The 17,670-nt window shown below is 39.0% G+C and carries 23 protein-coding genes, 1 tRNA gene and 1 pseudogene; 22 read left to right on the plus strand and 3 right to left on the minus strand.

Going from position 1 to position 17,670, the window contains the following annotated elements; all coding sequences use genetic code 11:
• Positions 1 to 147: 147 nt before the first annotated feature.
• The 9 genes and pseudogenes from Q8N22_03165 to Q8N22_03205 all read left to right on the plus strand — a co-directional run bounded on the left by Q8N22_03165 (position 148) and on the right by Q8N22_03205 (position 4,241).
• Positions 148 to 465 carry a nucleotide pyrophosphohydrolase gene (locus Q8N22_03165; protein MDP3052924.1) on the plus strand — a complete coding sequence of 106 codons (318 nt, stop codon included), beginning with the start codon at positions 148 to 150 and terminating at the stop codon, positions 463 to 465.
• 5 nt (positions 466 to 470) lie between these two features.
• The gene (locus Q8N22_03170) at positions 471 to 986 is read left to right on the plus strand and encodes a GatB/YqeY domain-containing protein (GenBank protein ID MDP3052925.1); all 516 of its coding nucleotides are present in this window, start codon (positions 471 to 473) and stop codon (positions 984 to 986) included.
• Between the two features lie 111 nt (positions 987 to 1,097).
• Positions 1,098 to 1,298 (plus strand): annotated as a pseudogene (locus tag Q8N22_03175) (GIY-YIG nuclease family protein).
• Between the two features lie 76 nt (positions 1,299 to 1,374).
• A tRNA-Ser gene (locus Q8N22_03180) sits at positions 1,375 to 1,461 on the plus strand.
• A gap of 86 nt (positions 1,462 to 1,547) precedes the next feature.
• Entirely contained in the window at positions 1,548 to 1,787 is a 240-nt protein-coding gene (locus Q8N22_03185) for a GIY-YIG nuclease family protein (GenBank protein ID MDP3052926.1), read from the plus strand.
• Positions 1,788 to 1,891: 104 nt separating this feature from the next.
• Positions 1,892 to 2,674 carry a hypothetical protein gene (locus tag Q8N22_03190; GenBank protein ID MDP3052927.1) on the plus strand — a complete coding sequence of 261 codons (783 nt, stop codon included), beginning with the start codon at positions 1,892 to 1,894 and terminating at the stop codon, positions 2,672 to 2,674.
• Between the two features lie 175 nt (positions 2,675 to 2,849).
• Positions 2,850 to 3,068: a ferredoxin gene (locus Q8N22_03195; protein ID MDP3052928.1), complete on the plus strand. Its 219-nt coding sequence runs from the start codon at positions 2,850 to 2,852 to the stop codon at positions 3,066 to 3,068.
• A gap of 22 nt (positions 3,069 to 3,090) precedes the next feature.
• Positions 3,091 to 3,609 (plus strand): hypothetical protein, encoded by a 519-nt coding sequence (locus Q8N22_03200; protein ID MDP3052929.1) that lies wholly within the window; start codon positions 3,091 to 3,093, stop codon positions 3,607 to 3,609.
• Positions 3,610 to 3,716: 107 nt separating this feature from the next.
• A complete protein-coding gene (locus tag Q8N22_03205; GenBank protein MDP3052930.1) occupies positions 3,717 to 4,241 on the plus strand; it encodes a hypothetical protein in 525 nt (174 codons plus the stop codon).
• A gap of 24 nt (positions 4,242 to 4,265) precedes the next feature.
• On the opposite strand, the gene Q8N22_03210 is transcribed toward Q8N22_03205, so the two are convergent.
• Positions 4,266 to 4,991 (minus strand): ComF family protein, encoded by a 726-nt coding sequence (locus tag Q8N22_03210; GenBank protein MDP3052931.1) that lies wholly within the window; start codon positions 4,989 to 4,991, stop codon positions 4,266 to 4,268.
• Positions 4,992 to 5,029: 38 nt separating this feature from the next.
• Here Q8N22_03210 and pilM point away from each other — a divergent pair, with 38 nt between their 5' ends.
• From pilM to Q8N22_03275, 13 genes are all read left to right on the plus strand, one after another.
• Positions 5,030 to 6,094 carry a type IV pilus assembly protein PilM gene (gene pilM / locus Q8N22_03215; GenBank protein ID MDP3052932.1) on the plus strand — a complete coding sequence of 355 codons (1,065 nt, stop codon included), beginning with the start codon at positions 5,030 to 5,032 and terminating at the stop codon, positions 6,092 to 6,094.
• 6 nt (positions 6,095 to 6,100) lie between these two features.
• Positions 6,101 to 6,646, plus strand: coding sequence for a hypothetical protein (locus tag Q8N22_03220; GenBank protein MDP3052933.1), 546 nt, complete (start codon positions 6,101 to 6,103; stop codon positions 6,644 to 6,646).
• Positions 6,647 to 6,655: 9 nt separating this feature from the next.
• Positions 6,656 to 7,231, plus strand: a complete 576-nt coding sequence (locus Q8N22_03225) for a hypothetical protein (GenBank protein ID MDP3052934.1) — start codon at positions 6,656 to 6,658, stop codon at positions 7,229 to 7,231.
• 37 nt (positions 7,232 to 7,268) lie between these two features.
• Positions 7,269 to 7,559 carry a hypothetical protein gene (locus Q8N22_03230; protein ID MDP3052935.1) on the plus strand — a complete coding sequence of 97 codons (291 nt, stop codon included), beginning with the start codon at positions 7,269 to 7,271 and terminating at the stop codon, positions 7,557 to 7,559.
• Between the two features lie 3 nt (positions 7,560 to 7,562).
• Positions 7,563 to 9,296, plus strand: a complete 1,734-nt coding sequence (locus tag Q8N22_03235; protein MDP3052936.1) for a GspE/PulE family protein — start codon at positions 7,563 to 7,565, stop codon at positions 9,294 to 9,296.
• Positions 9,297 to 9,355: 59 nt separating this feature from the next.
• The gene (locus Q8N22_03240; GenBank protein MDP3052937.1) at positions 9,356 to 10,429 is read left to right on the plus strand and encodes a PilT/PilU family type 4a pilus ATPase; all 1,074 of its coding nucleotides are present in this window, start codon (positions 9,356 to 9,358) and stop codon (positions 10,427 to 10,429) included.
• Between the two features lie 51 nt (positions 10,430 to 10,480).
• On the plus strand, positions 10,481 to 11,686 hold the full coding sequence (locus tag Q8N22_03245; protein ID MDP3052938.1) for a type II secretion system F family protein: 1,206 nt from the start codon (positions 10,481 to 10,483) through the stop codon (positions 11,684 to 11,686).
• Positions 11,687 to 11,720: 34 nt separating this feature from the next.
• A complete protein-coding gene (locus tag Q8N22_03250) occupies positions 11,721 to 12,200 on the plus strand; it encodes a type II secretion system protein (protein MDP3052939.1) in 480 nt (159 codons plus the stop codon).
• Positions 12,201 to 12,261: 61 nt separating this feature from the next.
• Positions 12,262 to 13,191, plus strand: a complete 930-nt coding sequence (locus tag Q8N22_03255; GenBank protein ID MDP3052940.1) for a prepilin peptidase — start codon at positions 12,262 to 12,264, stop codon at positions 13,189 to 13,191.
• A 6-nt stretch (positions 13,192 to 13,197) separates the two neighbouring features.
• A complete protein-coding gene (locus Q8N22_03260; GenBank protein ID MDP3052941.1) occupies positions 13,198 to 13,707 on the plus strand; it encodes a prepilin-type N-terminal cleavage/methylation domain-containing protein in 510 nt (169 codons plus the stop codon).
• On the plus strand, positions 13,704 to 14,174 hold the full coding sequence (locus Q8N22_03265) for a hypothetical protein (protein ID MDP3052942.1): 471 nt from the start codon (positions 13,704 to 13,706) through the stop codon (positions 14,172 to 14,174). Before Q8N22_03260 ends, Q8N22_03265 begins: the two co-directional genes overlap by 4 nt.
• A 26-nt stretch (positions 14,175 to 14,200) precedes the next feature.
• Complete coding sequence (locus tag Q8N22_03270; protein ID MDP3052943.1) at positions 14,201 to 14,767, plus strand: prepilin-type N-terminal cleavage/methylation domain-containing protein; 567 nt, start codon at positions 14,201 to 14,203, stop codon at positions 14,765 to 14,767.
• 88 nt (positions 14,768 to 14,855) lie between these two features.
• Complete coding sequence (locus Q8N22_03275) at positions 14,856 to 15,542, plus strand: SUMF1/EgtB/PvdO family nonheme iron enzyme (protein MDP3052944.1); 687 nt, start codon at positions 14,856 to 14,858, stop codon at positions 15,540 to 15,542.
• A gap of 31 nt (positions 15,543 to 15,573) precedes the next feature.
• Here the strand turns inward: Q8N22_03275 and Q8N22_03280 are convergent, their stop codons facing one another.
• The gene (locus Q8N22_03280; GenBank protein ID MDP3052945.1) at positions 15,574 to 16,419 is read right to left on the minus strand and encodes a UDP-3-O-acyl-N-acetylglucosamine deacetylase; all 846 of its coding nucleotides are present in this window, start codon (positions 16,417 to 16,419) and stop codon (positions 15,574 to 15,576) included.
• A 13-nt stretch (positions 16,420 to 16,432) separates the two neighbouring features.
• Positions 16,433 to 17,596 carry a hypothetical protein gene (locus Q8N22_03285; GenBank protein MDP3052946.1) on the minus strand — a complete coding sequence of 388 codons (1,164 nt, stop codon included), beginning with the start codon at positions 17,594 to 17,596 and terminating at the stop codon, positions 16,433 to 16,435.
• Between the last annotated feature and the right edge of the window lie 74 nt (positions 17,597 to 17,670).

Below are 17,670 nucleotides of genomic sequence, written 5' to 3' on the forward strand. Positions count from 1 at the left end.
TTCGTGAAGATGATATATGGAGAGCATTAGGCATGCTTTAATTTTGGTAATCTAACAAGCAGACGCTATTTCGCCTTGTAATGCCTGCCAAGCCCTTAATTCCTGTATAATTTGGTTCCAACTGGTTCGCACGAAGTCCACACTTTAATGAAAAAATATCAAAAAGAATTAGATAAATGGTTTAAGGAAAACGATTGGAAATATTGGTCGCCGTTGTCAATTTTGGCGCGGCTTTACGAAGAATGCGGCGAGTTCGCTCGTTTAGTGAATCATCTTTACGGCGAAAAACTCAAAAAAAGCAATGAGAAGGGACAGGAACTTGAAGAAGAAATCGGAGATATAATTTACACGCTGATTTGCTTCGCTAATTCAAACAAAATAGATTTAGATAAAGCCATAAGAAAAAGTTTAGATAAAGTTATAAAAAGAGACAAAAATAGATTTAATAATATTAAGAAAAAATAAATGATATGTCCCTGAAAACAAAAATTGAAGAAAATTTTATAAATGCTCTTAGAAATCAGGAAGAGCTGGCGCTTTCCACTTTGCGGCTTATTAAAGCCGCTATTTCAAACAAGGAGAAAGAAAAAAGATACAAAATTACCAAAACCGAAAAGGATATTAAAGAAAAAGATTTAGTTGAAAAAAGCAATTTAACCGATGAAGAAATAGTTGATTTGATTTTTTCCGAAATTAAAAAAAGGAAAGAAGCCATTATTTTATACCGGCAAGGCAAAAGAGAGGAATTAGCCAAAAAAGAAGAAAACGAAATTGAAATTTTAAAAAAATATCTGCCGGAGCAGATTTCCGAACAAGAAATTGAAAATCTTGCCAAAGAAGCGATAAAAAATACCGGCGCGAAAGCCATATCCGACATTGGCAAAGTGATGAAAGAATTGATGCCGAAATTAAAAGGCAAAGCTGAACCACAAATTATAACCGCCATTATCAAAAAACTTATTGAATCTTCGGATAGGAACGGCTAGTATTTATCTAAACTCAATAATATAAAAAGGAGGCGTGCCAGAGCGGTTGAAGGCGCGGCTCTCTGCGCCCTAGGCGCACCCGCCTTGGGCGGGGAAATGCGGAATAAAGTTATGTATTACGTATATCTGATATATAGTAAAAAATTAAATAAGTTTTATACTGGTTCAACCGATGATTTGAAAAAGCGAATCAAAGACCATAACGCAGGAACAACACCCTTTACGTCAAGAGGTATTCCGTGGAAACTTGTTTATTGCGAAGCTTTTATTGAGAAATTAGATGCATTGCGAGAAGAAAGGTTTCTAAAATCAGGCAAAGGAAGAGAAAGGAGAAATTTTCTGCTCGCGACTTTTTTAGGCAAAATCAAAATTGATATATTTAAATTGAGGAGGGTTGGCAGAGTGGTCGAATGCGCCGCACTCGAAATGCGGTTGGGGAGAAATCCCCTCACAGGTTCAAATCCTGTACCCTCCGCCTTCGCTCGCCGAAGCGAGCTACGGCGGACAAAGTCCGCCAGTAGATCGCGAAGGAGAGCTTTGCCCACTATAAAGGGATTTATTATGAGTTATACAGTTTACATATTGAATTGTTCCGACGGTCATCCATATGTTGGCTGTACCGATAATTTAGAAGAACGATTAGAAAGACATAATAAAGGTTATGTTCCTGCGACTAAAAACAGATTACCAGTTGAGTTAATGACTTCTGTTAATTTTCAGGATAAATACAAAGCTTTTAAATTTGAAAAATACTTAAAATCCGGCTCGGGCAGAGCATTTACAAACAAACATTTGATATAATTATTTAGTCAGACGCCCATCTAATTAATATGAAAGTTATTATAGCAAAAATTGCCAAAACCTTGGGCGTTTCAATCGAGGAGTTAATAAAATAATCATAAGATATGGAAATAAAAGAAGCTAAAAAAATTTATGATGAGTATTCTTCCGCGTGGGAAAATTCAATTAAGGCTGGCTATACTATTGTTGCGCCGCAGTCTTATTTAAAAACTTCTAAAGAAGATATTAAAAAAGCATTAAAAATTATATGGGTGCACACTAAGAAGACTAAAAACCTTAGTGATGATAAATTGAATATATTAAAGATTGGTTATAGTAATCTTGCTACATTCATTAACGATACTGATGCCGAAAAAGTGTCGGAATTTCAAAAATGGTTAGACGAATTTAGAATAGATCCGAACAATGAACATATTCGTGAAATGCTTGCGGATAAAAATCAATCCATTGAGAAATTAGAAAATTTTATTGAGATTCAAAAGAAAGTAAATCAGGAGATGCTTAAATTAAACGAGGAATTTACAAATTATATCAATAACTATGGTGAATTTACGGCCAAGCTTATTGCATATGCCGATGTAGAAGGAAAGGCATGTTGGGCACGATTCAGAATGCCCAACAACGATCCTTGCTGGCTCAGTGTTGCACAAGGCGGCATCGTTGTTAAAAAATCCATTATTGGCCTATTTGGAGCTGAACTATATAAAGAAACTAATGTATATTATGTAGGGAACACAGCAAAAGCTCTTTCAGAAAGATACTCCGATAATTTAACTCCTACCAATATGAGAAATCCGGTCCTAAAGGCGTTTAGCAATACAATTTTACACTGTTCAGACTTACCAGAAGTCGTACATATACTTAATAGTGCTTTTCCAAAAACTTGAAATCGTCCTTTCCGCTCCGGTTCCCGCCTTCACTCAAGAGTTTCGGTCGGGCAGGCAAGGCGAGGCGGGCGGAAGGGGGGTGTGGGAGGAATTCCGCCCGCCGAGCCCAGTCAGTTCAGTTCGGATATTTTCAAACAGACACCGCGTAAATTTGTTATAATTATAAAATCAATTTATGAAAATTATTCAAGAAAGAAAAAAATGCATCGGGTGTGGCGCTTGCGCGGTCGTTTGCTCGAATTACTGGGAAATGGCCGAAGACGGACTCGCTAAACTAAAAGGCGGAAAAACCGATTCCAAAACCGGTAATGACGAACTGGAAATAAAAACCGCCGACTGCAATCAAGAGGCGGCTGATGCCTGTCCGGTTCAGATTATTAAGATTAAAAAATAGGGAATAGAAATTAAACAGAATTATGAGAAAGATTTTAACAATTGTAGGCACGATGGCCGGATTACTGACGGCTCGGCTGACTTTAGCGGTTTGCCCGGTTTGCACTATTGCGATTGCCGGCGGAATCGGCTTGTCCAGATGGCTGGGCGTTGACGATGCCGTTTCCGGAGTTTGGGTCGGGGGATTGATTATCTCCGGCATTATCTTGTTTTTAAATTGGCTGGATAAAAAAGAAATTCATTTTAAATTTCGTCGGCTTGTTGTTGCTGTTTTATTTTATTTTGTAGTTGTTCTTCCTCTTTATTGGGCAGGGATTATGGGACATCCTTACAATAAATTTTGCGGCATGGATAAATTGCTTTTAGGCATTATCGGCGGCAGTGCGGCTTTTTTAATCGGAAATTGGTTTTCTAATTTCTTAAAAAAGAAAAATCAAGGGAAAGCGCTTTTTCCTTTTCAGAAAGCAGTTCTGCCGATTTCATTTTTAATCATTTTGAGTGCTATTTTTTTCTATCTCATTAAATGCAGAGTTATTCGTTAAATTAATATGCCAGCATTTCGATCCCAAGGCATCGCCAGACAATAAATTAAGTTTACTATTGTAATTCCACGATCGTGGAATTACAATAGTAAATAGAAAAAATTAACATGGACAAACAACAGGAGATAGAAAACCTTTTAAAAAAAGTTGAAGAAAGCAAGCAGGGCAAATTAGATCTTTCTTTAGATGAAGATTTGAGCATCGCCATTATGAATTTGCTTTCCATTGAAGAGCATTTCTTTTTTACCGGCGCCAAAACCGGTAAGCCCGAATATTTTGATTTGCTTAACAAAACCAGGGAAATGCGCAAGGAATTATTAAAGAAAATCGTGAAAGATTACGAAGGCGAGGCCTATTGCATTCAAAAGCATTTATTAGCGGCTTCAATGCGGCTGATAGAAGTGGGAACGAAACATTTAAGCCAGGGCAATAAAAAGGAAGCCGAAGATTTATTCCATAAGGCCTATGATTTATATTCTTTGTTCTGGGGGATTAATTTGAAACTGGTTGATGTTTCCGAAATTAAAAAAATTGACGACAATCAGCTGAATGTTCACGACCAGAAAAAAACCGGCTTAATGGGAAAACTCGGGGAACTGGTCAAAAAAGTGATTGATTGCTGCATTGAGTAATCAATCCACCTTAGGAGAGAAGGGTTAGGTTTTAGCCACAACCAAGCCGATAATTTTTCTGGCGCCGGATTTTTTGATTACCGAAGCCGCTTCTCTCATTGTGGCGCCGGTAGTAAAAACATCATCAAGAAGAATAATATTTTTACCGGATACTAATTCCGGTTTTGCCACTTCAAAACAGCCGAGAACATTGATTTCTCTTTTATCTTTGTCTTTCAATTCCACCTGCGAAGCGGTGTTTTTTATTCTTTTTAGAATATTTTTAGCTACCGGCAAGCCGGTATTTTTTGATAAACAATCGGCAATTAAATTGGCTTGGTTGAATCCCCGTTGTCTTTCTTTTCGCCAATGAAGGGGAACGGGGATTATTAAAAAATCTTTTATCTCTAATCCGCCAGCTGTCAGATTATTTAAATACTTACTTAAAATTTCTCCCAAAGGGATTGCCGCTTGTTTTATTTTTTGGTATTTCAATAAAGTGATAAGCGGGTCTAAAATTTCATCGCCGTAAAATCCGGCCGCGGCTAGAATAAATTGGGATTCTTGGTGGCAGGTTTTTTTATTTTCCGGCAACCGCCTGGAACAAACCGGGCAAAAAGCCGCGCTATTGATTTTAATTTTTTGGAAACAAGAGAAGCATATAAAAGATTTACTTTCTTTAATATCCATTCTTTTCCGACAAACAAAACAAATCGGCGGAAAAATCAAATCCAAAACAAAATTTCCCAACTTCGTTATCTTGTTTTTCATTTGTATGTCAATATTTATGATATAATCAATATTATAGTATGTTATTTTTCAAACCAAAAAGTTTTTTAGGCGTTGATATCGGAACGACTTCCATCAAAATGGTGGAGATAGCCAATTCGGATAAAAAGCCGACACTCCGAAATTACGGCTGGCTGGAAACTTACGGATATTTGGAAAGATTAAATGACGCCATTCAGACAAGTTCCCTGAAAATTTTGGAAAAAGACGCGTCCAAACTTGTCCAATTTTTAATTTCGCAAATAAAACCCAAAACCAACAATGTAGTCGCTTCATTGCCGTCTTTCGCCGCTTTTATCACGCTTTTGGAATTGCCGATAATGCCGGCTGAAGATACCGCCAAGGCGGTTGTTTTCCAGGCCCGGCAATATATTCCATTGCCGGTTTCAGAAATAACTCTTGACTGGCTGAAAGTCGGCGAAAGAGAGGACAATGAAGGAGTCAAGAAACAGCAGATTCTTTTAACCTCGGTACCCAACGAACGCATCAGATCTTATCAATCAATTTTTAAAGCAGTTGGTTTGAAACTTGTCGCTTTGGAAATAGAAAGTTTCAGTTTGGCCCGGGCCTTGGTCAATAATGATCCCACGCCGACAATTTTAGTTGATATCGGCGGCCGGTCCACTAATATCGCGGTAATTGATAAAGGATTTTGGAAATACAACGGCCGCACCGATTTCGCCGGCAGCTCTTTAACCCAGGCCATTGCCTCAAGCGTCAACATCGATGTCCGAAGGGCCGAGGAATTAAAGAAAAGAGTCGGTCTTTTGGGCGCCGGAGGCGAGTATGAGTTATCAACTTTAATGTTTCCTTATTTAGATGTTATAATAGATGAGGTAAGGCGGGTTAGGGAATCTTACGAAAAAGAATGCCAGACAAAAATTGAAAGAATAATTTTGGCTGGCGGAGGAGCGAATCTACAAGGCATTGAAAATCGTTTTACCGAAAGGTTGGGGTTACCAACTATGAAAGGAGCGCCTTTCAATAAAATAAGTTATCCGCCGCAATTGGAAGCGACCGCCAACGACCTGGGTCCGTCTTTGTCCGTGGCTATCGGATTGGGAATCAGAGAATTTATTAAATAAAATAATATGCCCCAATACAACACAAGTGTCGCCGAAAAATTTCTTGAGCCCGAAAAAATAGCCGTTGGCTGGCCGTGGCGGTTGCTTCTTTTTTCAATTGTTCTTTTGGTTTTGTTTTTATTTATTTATTTCGGGATACTCTGGGGATATCAGCCGTATTTGAATTCCCAAAAACAGTCGCTTGATAAAAAAATAAATCAGATAGGAGGGACTATCAGTGAAACCGACCGGACAAATTTTGTTAATTTTTATTCGCAGTTAGTCAATCTTCAAAGTCTTTTGGGTAGCCATGTTAAAGGGTCAAATATTTATAATTTTTTGGAAGCGAATACTAACGATGGAGTTTATTACGATGGCGCTGAATTGTCGGTGGCGGACCATTTAATACGCTTAGACGGAGTGGCTAAAACATATGATAATTTATTCCAGCAATTGTCCGTTTTTGAACAGGCCCCGAATGTAAGCAGGGTGATTTTAGGACAAGCTCAGGCCGCGGATAAAGGAATCCGTTTTTCGTTTCAAATAATTTTCAAACCGGAATTATTAAAATAATAAGTAATTATGAAAGCTTCCACTAAAAGAATTTTAAGCATTATGGCATCGGTTATATTACTGATCGCCGTTGCGGTTGTTTATGTTGAATTTATAAATCCGGCTTATTCCAATATTCAAGAGTTGCGCGGTGAAATCCAAGCCCGGGAAAATTTATTAAGCCAACAGACGCAAGCCGTAAACCAAATTCAAAATCTTATCGGTCAGCTTCAGAACCAAAACATATCCCAATTTCAGGAACAAATTTCTTTAGTTTTGCCGATTAGCGAAAGCGTCCCGCAGGCCTTAAATCAATATCAGGCCATTGCTCAAGCCAGTGGTTTAAGCAATCAGTCCATCGGCGTTGACTATTTGGCTATTAAACCGTCGGCCTCCAATAGCGGTTTAGCGAAGGGCATCGGAACTGACAGGTTTAAATTGAAGCTTTTGGGTTCCTATGAGGCAATGAAAATATTTTTCCAGGCGATTGAAACTAATGTCCGACTGACGGATTTAGTAAGTTTTAAGATAAGCCGCACCGCCCAGTTGGGACAAAATCTGTTTCTTAACGAGATTGTGGTCGACAGCTATTATCAAACAAAATAATTAATTACAGTAATTACAGTAATTACGGTAAAAAAATATGGCAATAATTGTTGAAGAACCAAAACCGCCCAAAAATTGGGGAGCTATTATAAGCTTTATTATTATTCTCGCCGTTATTTTTGGCGGCGTCTATTTCATTTTTTTTCAAAAACCGATTCTTATAGAATTGGTCACTTCAAGCTCCGCTCAGCAAACCGAAATGCTTTCCAAGTTGACTTTCAATCCGTCCGATATTCAAAACAACGAAATTTTCAGAAGTCTTCGCCAGTACGCCGCTCCAGCGACAGCCGGTCAATTAGGCCGACCTAATCCTTTTTTACCTTTTTAAAAAATGGATGATCAAATTCTTTTTCAGGAATTAATCAAGGAAAATTTATTACCTAAAGAAGAAAGCGAAAAAATTCTTCGCGACGCTCAACTGTCTAAAAAATCGGCGGAGGATTTGCTTTATGAACATCACTCGGTTGACGAAACGGAAATCGCCAAAGTAAAAAGCCGGCTTATCGGCGTTCCTTATAAAAAATTCAATCTTACGGAAATCAGCGATGAGTTATTAAATATTATTCCAGAAAATATTTCGCGGACCTATAAAGTTTTCCCTCTTGAGAAAACCAAAGACATGCTGGTGGTGGGCATGTTGCGGCCAGACGATACCAAAGCCCAAGAGGCATTAAAATTCATCGCCAAACAGCAGAGAATCAGTTTAGGCGTTTATTTGATTACGCCTTCGGATTTGGAATATATCTGGCGGCGTTATGCTCCTTACGGAAGTGAAGTCCAGACCGCAGTCAGATCTCTAAATCTTCGGGCCGAAGAAACTTCCGGTCAGAAAATTATCGGGCTGGAAGAAAATGTTTCGGTTTCCGAAGAGGCGCCGATTATCAAAATTGTCGCTTCAACATTAAAAGAAGCAATAAATATGAAAGCGTCTGATGTTCATATTGAACCACAGCGGTCGCGCTTGAGAATTCGTTTTCGGATTGACGGAATCCTGAAAGAAGTAAGTTCTCTGCCTCTTCAGCTTCATCAGCCGATTGTTTCCCGCGTAAAGGTTTTATCCAATCTTAAAATTGACGAGAATCGGATTCCTCAGGACGGCCGTTTTCGTTCAGTTGTTTACGGTAAAGAGATTGATTATCGGGTCGCGACTTTTCCGACTCCCACTGGAGAAAAAGTGGCGATTCGTATTCTTGATTCTTCAGTCGGTCTGAAAGGACTGGGAGAATTGGGCTTAATAGGCAATGATCTGGAAATCGTCCGGGAGGGGATTAAAAAACCTTACGGCATGATTTTAATCACCGGCCCGACGGGCTCCGGCAAAACCACCACTCTATACGCCGTTCTTCAGGAATTAAACAAAGAAGACGTCAACATCGTCAGCTTGGAAGATCCGGTTGAATATTTTGTTGATGGTTTAAACCAGTCGCAGGTTCGCCCGGAAATCGGTTATGATTTCGCTTCCGGTCTCCGCCAAATTGTCCGGCAAGATCCAGATGTCATTATGGTTGGAGAAATTCGGGACCGGGAAACATCAAGTTTAGCGGTCCAGGCGGCTCTTACCGGGCACATTGTTCTTTCTACTTTGCACACTAATGACGCCATCGGTGTTATTCCTAGATTGATTGATCTTAAAGTAGAGCCATTTCTTCTACCTTCTTCTCTTAATTTAATGCTGGCCCAGAGATTGATTTCCCGGGTTTGTCCTGATTGTCGGAAAGCCGAGAAAGCGTCCGCTGATGTACAGGTTATCATTAAAAAAGAATTGGGATCTTTGCCGGAAAAAGTTAAATCAAATTTAAAATTCAAGGAGCCGTATGAAATTTATCACGGGCAAGGTTGCAAGAATTGCCAAAACAGAGGCCTTAATGGCCGGGTGGCTATTTTTGAAGTTTTCCGGATGACTCCGGAATTAGCCGACATCATCGGCGCCGGTTTCACCGAAAGAAATCTTCTGGAGGAATCCCGGAGGCAAAACATGATTACGATTCGTCAGGATGGAATTATTAAGGCATTGGAAGGGCTGGTAACTATTGAAGAAGTTTTGAGAGAAACGATAGAAGTATGATATAATAAATTCAAAAATCAACAATTACTGTAATTACGTAATTACTGTAATTTTTACTTATGGATAATTTTAAAGAAAAACTTAATGAATTACTTTTAACCGCCGCCCGGCAGAGCGCTTCGGATTTGCACATTGGCGCGGGCCGGCGGCCGATGCTGAGAATTGACGGCGTTTTGATTCCATTACAGAAAGAGCCGATTCTTACCCCCGAAATGACTGAAGGCCTTGTTCTCTCTCTTCTTACCGAAGAGCAAAAGCAGGTTTTTTTAAGAGAGCGGCAAGTGGACTTTTCTTACAGTTTTGAAGATAAGGCGCGGTTCCGGGTTAATGTTTATTTTCAGAGAGGTTTTATGGCGGCGGCTTTGCGGTTGATTCCGGCTCAAATCAAAACAATTGAGGAATTAAAATTACCGCCGATTCTTCACGATTTTGCCAAATTAAGGCAGGGTTTTATTTTAATAGTTGGTCCGGCCGGCCATGGTAAATCAACTACTTTGGCGTCTGTTCTTAATGAAATCAATAATCAACGGACAGACCATATTATTACCATTGAAGATCCTATTGAATATCTTTTCGTTCAGGACAGAGCAATTATTTCTCAGCGGGAAGTTGGTTCTGATATCGCCACTTTCCATAAAGGACTTCGCTCAATTTTGCGTCAGGACCCCGATGTCGTCATGATCGGGGAAATGAGAGACCCGGAAACAATAGCCACGGCGATGACCGCTTCGGAAACCGGGCACTTGGTTTTTTCGACACTACACACCAACTCCGCTTCTCAAACCATAGACCGTATCATTGACAGTTTTCCGGCTGACCAACAAGGTCAGATAACTTCACAATTAGCGGCTACCTTGGTCGGCATTGTTTCTGAACGGCTAATCCCAAGAATTGACGGCGGCCGGGTTCCGGTTTGCGAAATAATGTTGGTCAACGCGGCAATCCGTAATTTAATAAGAGAAAAAAAGGTTTTTCAGATTGATTTGGTGATTGAAACTTCGCTTCAGGAAGGAATGCTTTCGCTTAATCGCGCCTTGGTCAATTTAGTGAAGAAAAAGGAAATTTCTCTGGAAAACGCCGAAACTTATTCTTTGAATCCGGCTGAGTTAAGAATTCTTCTTGAAAGAACTTAAGAATTTCCGTAATTACTGCAATTCCGTAATTACTGTAATTACAAAAATTTTATGAAATACTCTTATCAAGCTAGAGATAAAGGCGGGGAATTGCAGGTAGGAACCGTGGACGCCGCGAGCCGGGAAGCGGCTCTTAACGTTCTTTCCGGCCATGACCTTTATATTTTAAGTTTGGAAACTTTTAAAGAATCAAAATGGGTTGACCGCATTTTGCAATTTTTCCGGCGGGTGAAAAGAAAAGACCTGATGGTTTTCAGTCGTCAGTTTGCCACTCTGCTTTCGGCGAAAATTTCTCTTTCAAGCGGCTTAAAAACTTTATATAATCAGACTCGAAATCTTGCTTTAAAGGAAACTATTGGTGAATTGAGTTCCGACATTGATGCCGGCCTTTCTCTTTCCCAGGCATTGGAGCGGCATCCACAAGTTTTCTCGGAGTTTTATATAAACATGGTCCGTTCGGCGGAAGTTACCGGCCGCATTGAATCGGTAATGGATTTTTTGGCTGATTATCTGGAAAAAGAGGTAGCGTTGGTTTCCCGGGTGCGCAATGCCCTTATTTATCCGGTTATAGTTGTTATTCTTTTTGTAGTGGTGGCCGGCTTAATGATCACGCTGGTTTTGCCCCAACTTGCTCCCATATTTAAAGAATCCGGAGTAAGTTTGCCATTTTTCACTATGGCTTTAGTGAACATCGGCAATTTTATGGTTCAATGGTGGTGGGCCGTAGTTATAATTTTATTGGTTTTTGTCTTTTTGTTGTTTGATTATTTCAGGACGCCGGAAGGAAGAATCGTTTATGACGAATTGTCAGTTAAGCTGCCGGTTTTAGGGAGTCTTTCCAAAAAGGTTATCGTCGCCCGCTTCGCGGAAGCGACCAGTGTTTTGATAAAAGGCGGCATTCCCATAACCCAGGCAATTGAAATCGCCAGCCATACGATTGATAACGTGGTTTATAAAGACATTCTTCATATTGCCGCGGAAAAAATCAGAGCCGGCGAGCTGATGTCCGAGGCTTTGGAAAAATCAGGGGCTTTCCCGGCTTTGGTTTGCCAGTTGCTATCCGTGGGCGAAGCAACCGGCCGGCTTGAGGAATTGTTGTCAAGGATCTCAAATTACTATACGCGGGAGGTTGATGATTTGGTGGCAAATCTGGTAGAATTAATTCAGCCGGCTTTGATTATTGTTATCGGTATTTTTGTCGGTATTCTATTTGCTTCCATTCTATTGCCAATTTATAATATGGCGCAGATGTTTTAAAATAATAAGGTCGAAAAAATAAATAAATAAATAAATGACACTCAAAACTCAAAACTCAAAACTCAAAACTAATAAAGGGTTTACCTTGATTGAGCTTTTAATCGTGGTCGCTATCATTGGGTTGTTGGCTTCAGTGGTTCTGGTCGGTTTGGGGGGATTCCGGGCTCGGGGACGGGATGCTCGTCGGATTGCCGATATCAGACAATCCCAGAACGCTTTAGAACTTTTTTACACCAAAAACAACAAATATCCCACGGTTTCCGGAGTAAATAGCTGGGACAGCTTAAAAACTTCTTTGATTGGCGGCGGCATTGGGGTTTCTACTATTCCGAATGACCCCTTGCATGCTTCTGACAGCAATAAAACATACGAATATGGCGTTTCAAGCGACCTCCAAAATTATGTTTTAAAATCGTCTTTGGAAGATTCCAATAATCCCGCTCTTACTGATGACGTTGACGGCACAATTTACGGACTAAGCTGTGACGACCCGGCCTATTGCGTTCAGTTTTAAAGATAAAAGTTGTAATTGGGTAATTTAGTAATTACTGCAATTACCTAATTACTTAATTACAATGAATCTTTTTTTCTATATCATTTTATTTATTTTCGGCTTAGCCATAGGCAGTTTTTTGAATGTGGTCGCTTTGCGATATTTGCCGGGCCAAAAATTATTAAGCTTGAAAACAATCGGCGGCCTCGCTGAGCGAGGCCAAAGCCCCGCTAAGCGGGGCGGCCGTTCCGCCTGCCCTCATTGCCGTAAAACTCTTCATTGGTATGAGTTGATTCCGATTGTCAGTTTTTTTATTCAAGCCGGAAAATGCCGCTCTTGCGGCCATAAACTTTCCTGGCAATATCCCATAGTGGAATTATTGAGCGGTTTGTTTTTTGTCGCTCTTCCGTTTTTCTTTCTGGGCGGAGTTCAGTTTTCGGTTTTTAACTACTATCTTATCGGATTTTGGGCGGTCTGGATTTTGGCCTTGCTGGTTTTGCTTTTAATATCCCTGATTGATTTCCGAAATTTTTTTGTGCCCGACGAATTGATTTTGGTTTTAATATTTTTAGGATTTATTTCGATTTTTTTGGTTTCCCGGAGTCCCGGCTTAGGCATTAAATTAATCAATCACTCATTTCTTCTTCAATACGCGCTGGTTTTCAGCTTCAGCTGGCTGGGTAATATTTGGGTTAATCATTTATTCGCGGCTTTGGCGGCCGGTATATTTTTCGGAATATTGTTTTATTTTTGGAAAGGAAAAATTCTGGGCGGAGGTGACGTCAAACTTGGATTTGCCTTGGGCTTGCTTCTGGGCTGGCCGGATATATTGATGGCGCTTATAATCGCTTTTATTTTAGGGGGGCTTGCCGGTCTTATTTTGATGATTACCCGCAAAAAAACAATGAAGGATTTTCTGCCTTTGGCGCCGTTTTTGGCCATTGGCGTTGCCCTAACGGTATTTTTCGGATACCAAATCATTAATGGTTATTTTTCGTTAATCGGGCTTTAATAAATTATGGACAATAAAGGATTCACTATTATAGAAATGCTGGTGGTTATTTCTATTATGGTTCTTTTGACTTCGCTTTTGATTCTTTACAGCCGGACAGGCGAGAATCAGATAATTTTATTTCGCGACCAGGCAAGGTTAATTGCGGCTTTAAATCGGGCGAAATCTTTAAGCGCCCAGCTGTTCAGCGCTCCCGAACCGCCCTGTAGTTTCGGGGTGCATTTTTCCCAGGCGGAAAATAATTTTTTAATCTTCCGCGATTTAGCGGCTGATTGCCAAAATTCCGACAATATTTATACCGGCGCCGGAGAGCTTTTTGAAAAATACCAGTTATCGCCCCAGGTTAAATTTGGCGATTTAACATTAACTAATATCGTTTTTATCCCACCTGATCCCAAAACTTTAATAGATAACGACCCCGATAAAATTGAGGCGACCATAACTTTACAAAATTTAAATGGAAATGCTTCCTTAAAGGTCAAGGTTAATAATGCCGGTCAAATTACCACTCAATGAAAAAAGGGCAGCTTTTAATTGAATCGGGAGTCGCAATTAGTATTTTAGTCGTTGGTTTGTTGGGGATTTTTGGATTGCTTTCACGTTCGCTTAGTTTAAATAATGTCGTTTCCAGCCAATACATAGCTTCTAATTTAGGGATTGAAGGAATTGAAGTGGTGAAAAATTTAATTGACGGCAATGTCGTTCAATTAAAGCCCTGGAACCAAGGAATTAACACCGGCTCTTATGAAGTGGCTTTTGACAGTTTAGCCCTGAATTCTAATCAGGACAGGTTTTTATTGCTTGATTCAATCGGCAATACTTATAATTACCAAATCGGCCAGCCAACGCCTTATAAACGGACCATCCAAATCACCAATATCGGCTCAGACGAAATAAAAGTCAATTCCGTAGTTAATTGGCAAATCCGAGGCGGTTCTTATTCGGTTAATCTTGAGGATCACTTCTTTAATTGGAGACAATAAAAATCATGTAACATGGAACATAAAACATGAAACACAAACTAAATATAAAACATAAAATACGCAAAACACGGGAGACGCTCCATGCTCCATGCTCCATGCTCCATGGGAAGGGATTCACTATAGTTGAGCTTTTAGTAGCCATGAGTTTGTTCACTATTTTCATAGTGATTGCCAGCGGCAGTTTTGTCCGCGCTTTAAGAACTCAAAGAGCCATTGTTTCTTTGATTGCCGCCAACGACAACGCCAGTTTGTCTATTGAACAGATAGCAAGAGAAATTCGCACCGGCACCGGCTTTTCTTTATCCGCTAACGATTTAAATTTTATTAACGCTTATAATATAAACGTAACCTATCGGTTGAATACTCAGACAAATGCCATTGAAAGAGGCGAAGAGGGAACTAATTTCAAACCCATAACCGCCACCAATGTTAAAATAAACAGCTTAAATTTTCATCTGCTTGGCCAGTTGGCCGGCGACGGCTATCCGCCGAGGATTACTGTCAGTTTAAGCGTCAGTCCCAATATCCCCACTATTCAAAATATCAGCACCAGTTTCCAAACCACAGTCAGCGCCCGGAATTTGGATACTTAAAATTGACAAAATAATTAATTTGTTAGATGCTAATATTAGCATAAAGTATTTGATTGAACATTAAAAATTTAAAAAGGGGGAGGAGAAAATGGACGAAAAACTTTTAAAGAATCTTGGTTTTGTTTTTACGGAAGATGGCCGAGTAAGATTGGGAACTGAAAAACCCCTGCCTTGCAGATTAGAGGGTTATAGGAAGAATGAAACCCCTATAAGAGAATTTGATATAGAACCTTTTTGGATATCTAAATTTTGTGCAACCAATTTAGAATATGAGAAATATGACCCTAAGCATCGCCGGCCAATAACATCACGCAACGACAAACATCCCGTAACCGAAATAACGTATATGAACGCTATTTCTTATGCGGGTTGGCTTTCCAAACAAACTGGCGTAAATTTTGATCTTCCAACAGAACAGCAATGGGTTTTTGCTGCCGCGCCTTTTGGTTATGAATATCCTTGGGGTATGAGCTACTCAAGAAATCAAGCGCATGTTTTTACCCCGGATTTAGAGGGAACATTAGAAGCTGATGACGCACGTTTTGGGACCAATTGGCTTGGCCTTTACCACATTGGAGGTAATATCCAGGAATTTGTTTTAGGCACTGCTTATGCCCCAGGCACCAATGGGGCTCTCGTTGATGGTATGTATTGTATTATCAAAGGAGGCGATTGGTCTCATTGTCCCCGTTCCGCCGGTATCCACAGAAGGGGCATTGTTGACGTAGCTGGAAGAGGACCGACTCTTGGTTTTAGATTGGTAGCAAATCTATAAACTTATATCCTCGCCGCGCTAAATATAATATTTAGACGGCGAGGTTTTTTAATTCATCTATAATTTTATAAGTGAATTTGTGGCCGGGCTTATAGAGAAAAATTTCCCCTTTGATTCTTTTTCTCAAAAGACATATGTCGCCTAAAAAATCAATGATTTTATGTCTAGCCGGTTCATCCTCGGTTGCCAAATTCGTAATGAATTTATATTTATCGTAAACGATAAGAGGAGAATTAGCGGGATTATCCGGAAGAAGTGGATAAAGTTTTCTTATCCTTTCCCATTTGTCGCCGGCATCATCAAGCGGCGTTCTGATAAAACTTCTGGCCCAAGATATTTTTTCTAAAAAATCGTCCAGTTCAAAAATGAATTCAAAAGAAGAAGAGCTCAAAGGCTCGGGAAATTCCACCATAGCTTTTATCGAAAAAGCATTTTTCTTAGACGGAGTAAATATGGCGTACCTGCTATCATCGGGAACAGAAATTTTTATTTCTTTGTCTATAATTAAATATTCTCTTGATTCGCCCAAAGAAACCAAACCGGCTTTTTTTATTTCTTGCGCATATTCTTTGCAAGAAAAGTCAAAAAAAGGAATACCATCTTCGTTAATTTCTATGATTAGATTATCTATCCCCATTCCCCAGATAGCTCCCAAAAGATGCTCAACGCTTTTTATAATTTTCCCATTTTTTATTAAATTAGTGGTATGAGACGAACCCCTGTCAACAAACTGAATGTCGGCTGGAATAAATTCGTCAGCAATTTTAAAAACTATACCTTCGTTTCCTTTCGCGGGCAACAATTTTGCCGAACATTTTTTGTTTGATATTATAGACAAACCTTCAAAATTTAACGGCTTTGCTATAGTTTTTTGCATATTAATACTTATTTTAATATTTATTTTTCGGAAAAGCTATTACGCAAGAAGTTATTGGTCTTCCATTTTCTCCATTCCATTCCGGTTTTAGCTTTTTTAAATTTAAATAGTGCAGGTTGCCAAAAACACGCAACTTCCCTTTTTGCTTTAGACATATTTTTGAGGATTGTCCGCCATCACAATTAATAGCCCATTTCACATTGTGATTTTTACGGTAAATATAATTAGCCAAATCGGGTATGCTTATTCCTTGCTGTCCTATAATTCGAGGCCTGGCATCTATAAGTAAAAAGTGAATAAGGTTGCCGGTTTTAAAAATACAAGATCTCGCTTTTTGCTGTTCAATATTGGAATAATACGGATTGTTATCATCTGCTCTTCTGGTTATAACTATTTTTTCTGTCATTATGTTTTGATATAATTTTTTTATAGATTTTGGTATTTGTATCCCTGAAGTTACCGCGAAATCGGTATTTTTCGGCGATAATCCATCTACAATCCAATCGGTAATTCTTAATCCAACTTTTAATTTTTTTACCATTTCATTTGGCGTTTGCAGAATAAAAATTCCATCAAATAATTTGGTTTTTTGATTTGTTATCTTTTTTATGTAAAGAATTCTATCTTTCTTTAAAAAAGCTATATCTATAATTATATTTTTATACCCTTTTGACAGTTTTATCCATTCTTGTTTTTTGTTTGGAATAATGCCCAAATCGCTTTTTATAAGGCCTTGATTTGATATTCCATAGACAACGCTCATTTTTTTATCGCTAAACGCTTGTTTTTCATGACTACCGATCCATAAAATTTTTATGTTCCCAAAATAAAGACAACCGCTTGCTTTTATTTTTCGCGGTTCTATTTTTCCATCTTTTTCTATAATAGCTGTTTTAGTATAAGTGGGTAGATTAAGCAAACAATTGTTTTCTATGTGAAGATTATAGGTAAAATCTATTGGCGATTTTTCTGCTTTAAAATCAACATTATAGGTAAATCCGGCGTTAATCAAAATTCCGTTATTTATCTTTTTTAAATAATCTTTCGGATATTTTGGGCTAAGAGTGCTTAATATATGTAATTTAATTTTATTTTCTTCAAGCTCAACTTCGTAGAAATTTATAAAAGTTTTAATTCTCGATGGATTTGATTCTATATAAAAACTGCCTTTGTTCAAAAAGGCGCCGTCAAAAATTTTTATACGACAACTTTTTTCTTTTCTAAGTTTCGCAAATAGAAGATGTTTGTTCA

The sequence above is a fragment of the bacterium genome (assembly GCA_030693325.1).
GTDB lineage: Bacteria > Patescibacteriota > Minisyncoccia > UBA6257 > MFKM01 > MFKM01.

What these genes read in the sequence shown, in the direction of transcription:
- Q8N22_03165 (MDP3052924.1), top strand. Translation starts at nt 148, where the DNA reads ATGAAAAAATATCAAAAAGAATTAGATAAATGGTTTAAGGAAAACGAT.
- Q8N22_03170 (MDP3052925.1), top strand. Translation starts at nt 471, where the DNA reads ATGTCCCTGAAAACAAAAATTGAAGAAAATTTTATAAATGCTCTTAGA.
- Q8N22_03185 (MDP3052926.1), top strand. Translation starts at nt 1,548, where the DNA reads ATGAGTTATACAGTTTACATATTGAATTGTTCCGACGGTCATCCATAT.
- Q8N22_03190 (MDP3052927.1), top strand. Translation starts at nt 1,892, where the DNA reads ATGGAAATAAAAGAAGCTAAAAAAATTTATGATGAGTATTCTTCCGCG.
- Q8N22_03195 (MDP3052928.1), top strand. Translation starts at nt 2,850, where the DNA reads ATGAAAATTATTCAAGAAAGAAAAAAATGCATCGGGTGTGGCGCTTGC.
- Q8N22_03200 (MDP3052929.1), top strand. Translation starts at nt 3,091, where the DNA reads ATGAGAAAGATTTTAACAATTGTAGGCACGATGGCCGGATTACTGACG.
- Q8N22_03205 (MDP3052930.1), top strand. Translation starts at nt 3,717, where the DNA reads ATGGACAAACAACAGGAGATAGAAAACCTTTTAAAAAAAGTTGAAGAA.
- Q8N22_03210 (MDP3052931.1), bottom strand. Translation starts at nt 4,991, where the DNA reads ATGAAAAACAAGATAACGAAGTTGGGAAATTTTGTTTTGGATTTGATT.
- pilM (MDP3052932.1), top strand. Translation starts at nt 5,030, where the DNA reads ATGTTATTTTTCAAACCAAAAAGTTTTTTAGGCGTTGATATCGGAACG.
- Q8N22_03220 (MDP3052933.1), top strand. Translation starts at nt 6,101, where the DNA reads ATGCCCCAATACAACACAAGTGTCGCCGAAAAATTTCTTGAGCCCGAA.
- Q8N22_03225 (MDP3052934.1), top strand. Translation starts at nt 6,656, where the DNA reads ATGAAAGCTTCCACTAAAAGAATTTTAAGCATTATGGCATCGGTTATA.
- Q8N22_03230 (MDP3052935.1), top strand. Translation starts at nt 7,269, where the DNA reads ATGGCAATAATTGTTGAAGAACCAAAACCGCCCAAAAATTGGGGAGCT.
- Q8N22_03235 (MDP3052936.1), top strand. Translation starts at nt 7,563, where the DNA reads ATGGATGATCAAATTCTTTTTCAGGAATTAATCAAGGAAAATTTATTA.
- Q8N22_03240 (MDP3052937.1), top strand. Translation starts at nt 9,356, where the DNA reads ATGGATAATTTTAAAGAAAAACTTAATGAATTACTTTTAACCGCCGCC.
- Q8N22_03245 (MDP3052938.1), top strand. Translation starts at nt 10,481, where the DNA reads ATGAAATACTCTTATCAAGCTAGAGATAAAGGCGGGGAATTGCAGGTA.
- Q8N22_03250 (MDP3052939.1), top strand. Translation starts at nt 11,721, where the DNA reads ATGACACTCAAAACTCAAAACTCAAAACTCAAAACTAATAAAGGGTTT.
- Q8N22_03255 (MDP3052940.1), top strand. Translation starts at nt 12,262, where the DNA reads ATGAATCTTTTTTTCTATATCATTTTATTTATTTTCGGCTTAGCCATA.
- Q8N22_03260 (MDP3052941.1), top strand. Translation starts at nt 13,198, where the DNA reads ATGGACAATAAAGGATTCACTATTATAGAAATGCTGGTGGTTATTTCT.
- Q8N22_03265 (MDP3052942.1), top strand. Translation starts at nt 13,704, where the DNA reads ATGAAAAAAGGGCAGCTTTTAATTGAATCGGGAGTCGCAATTAGTATT.
- Q8N22_03270 (MDP3052943.1), top strand. Translation starts at nt 14,201, where the DNA reads ATGAAACACAAACTAAATATAAAACATAAAATACGCAAAACACGGGAG.
- Q8N22_03275 (MDP3052944.1), top strand. Translation starts at nt 14,856, where the DNA reads ATGGACGAAAAACTTTTAAAGAATCTTGGTTTTGTTTTTACGGAAGAT.
- Q8N22_03280 (MDP3052945.1), bottom strand. Translation starts at nt 16,419, where the DNA reads ATGCAAAAAACTATAGCAAAGCCGTTAAATTTTGAAGGTTTGTCTATA.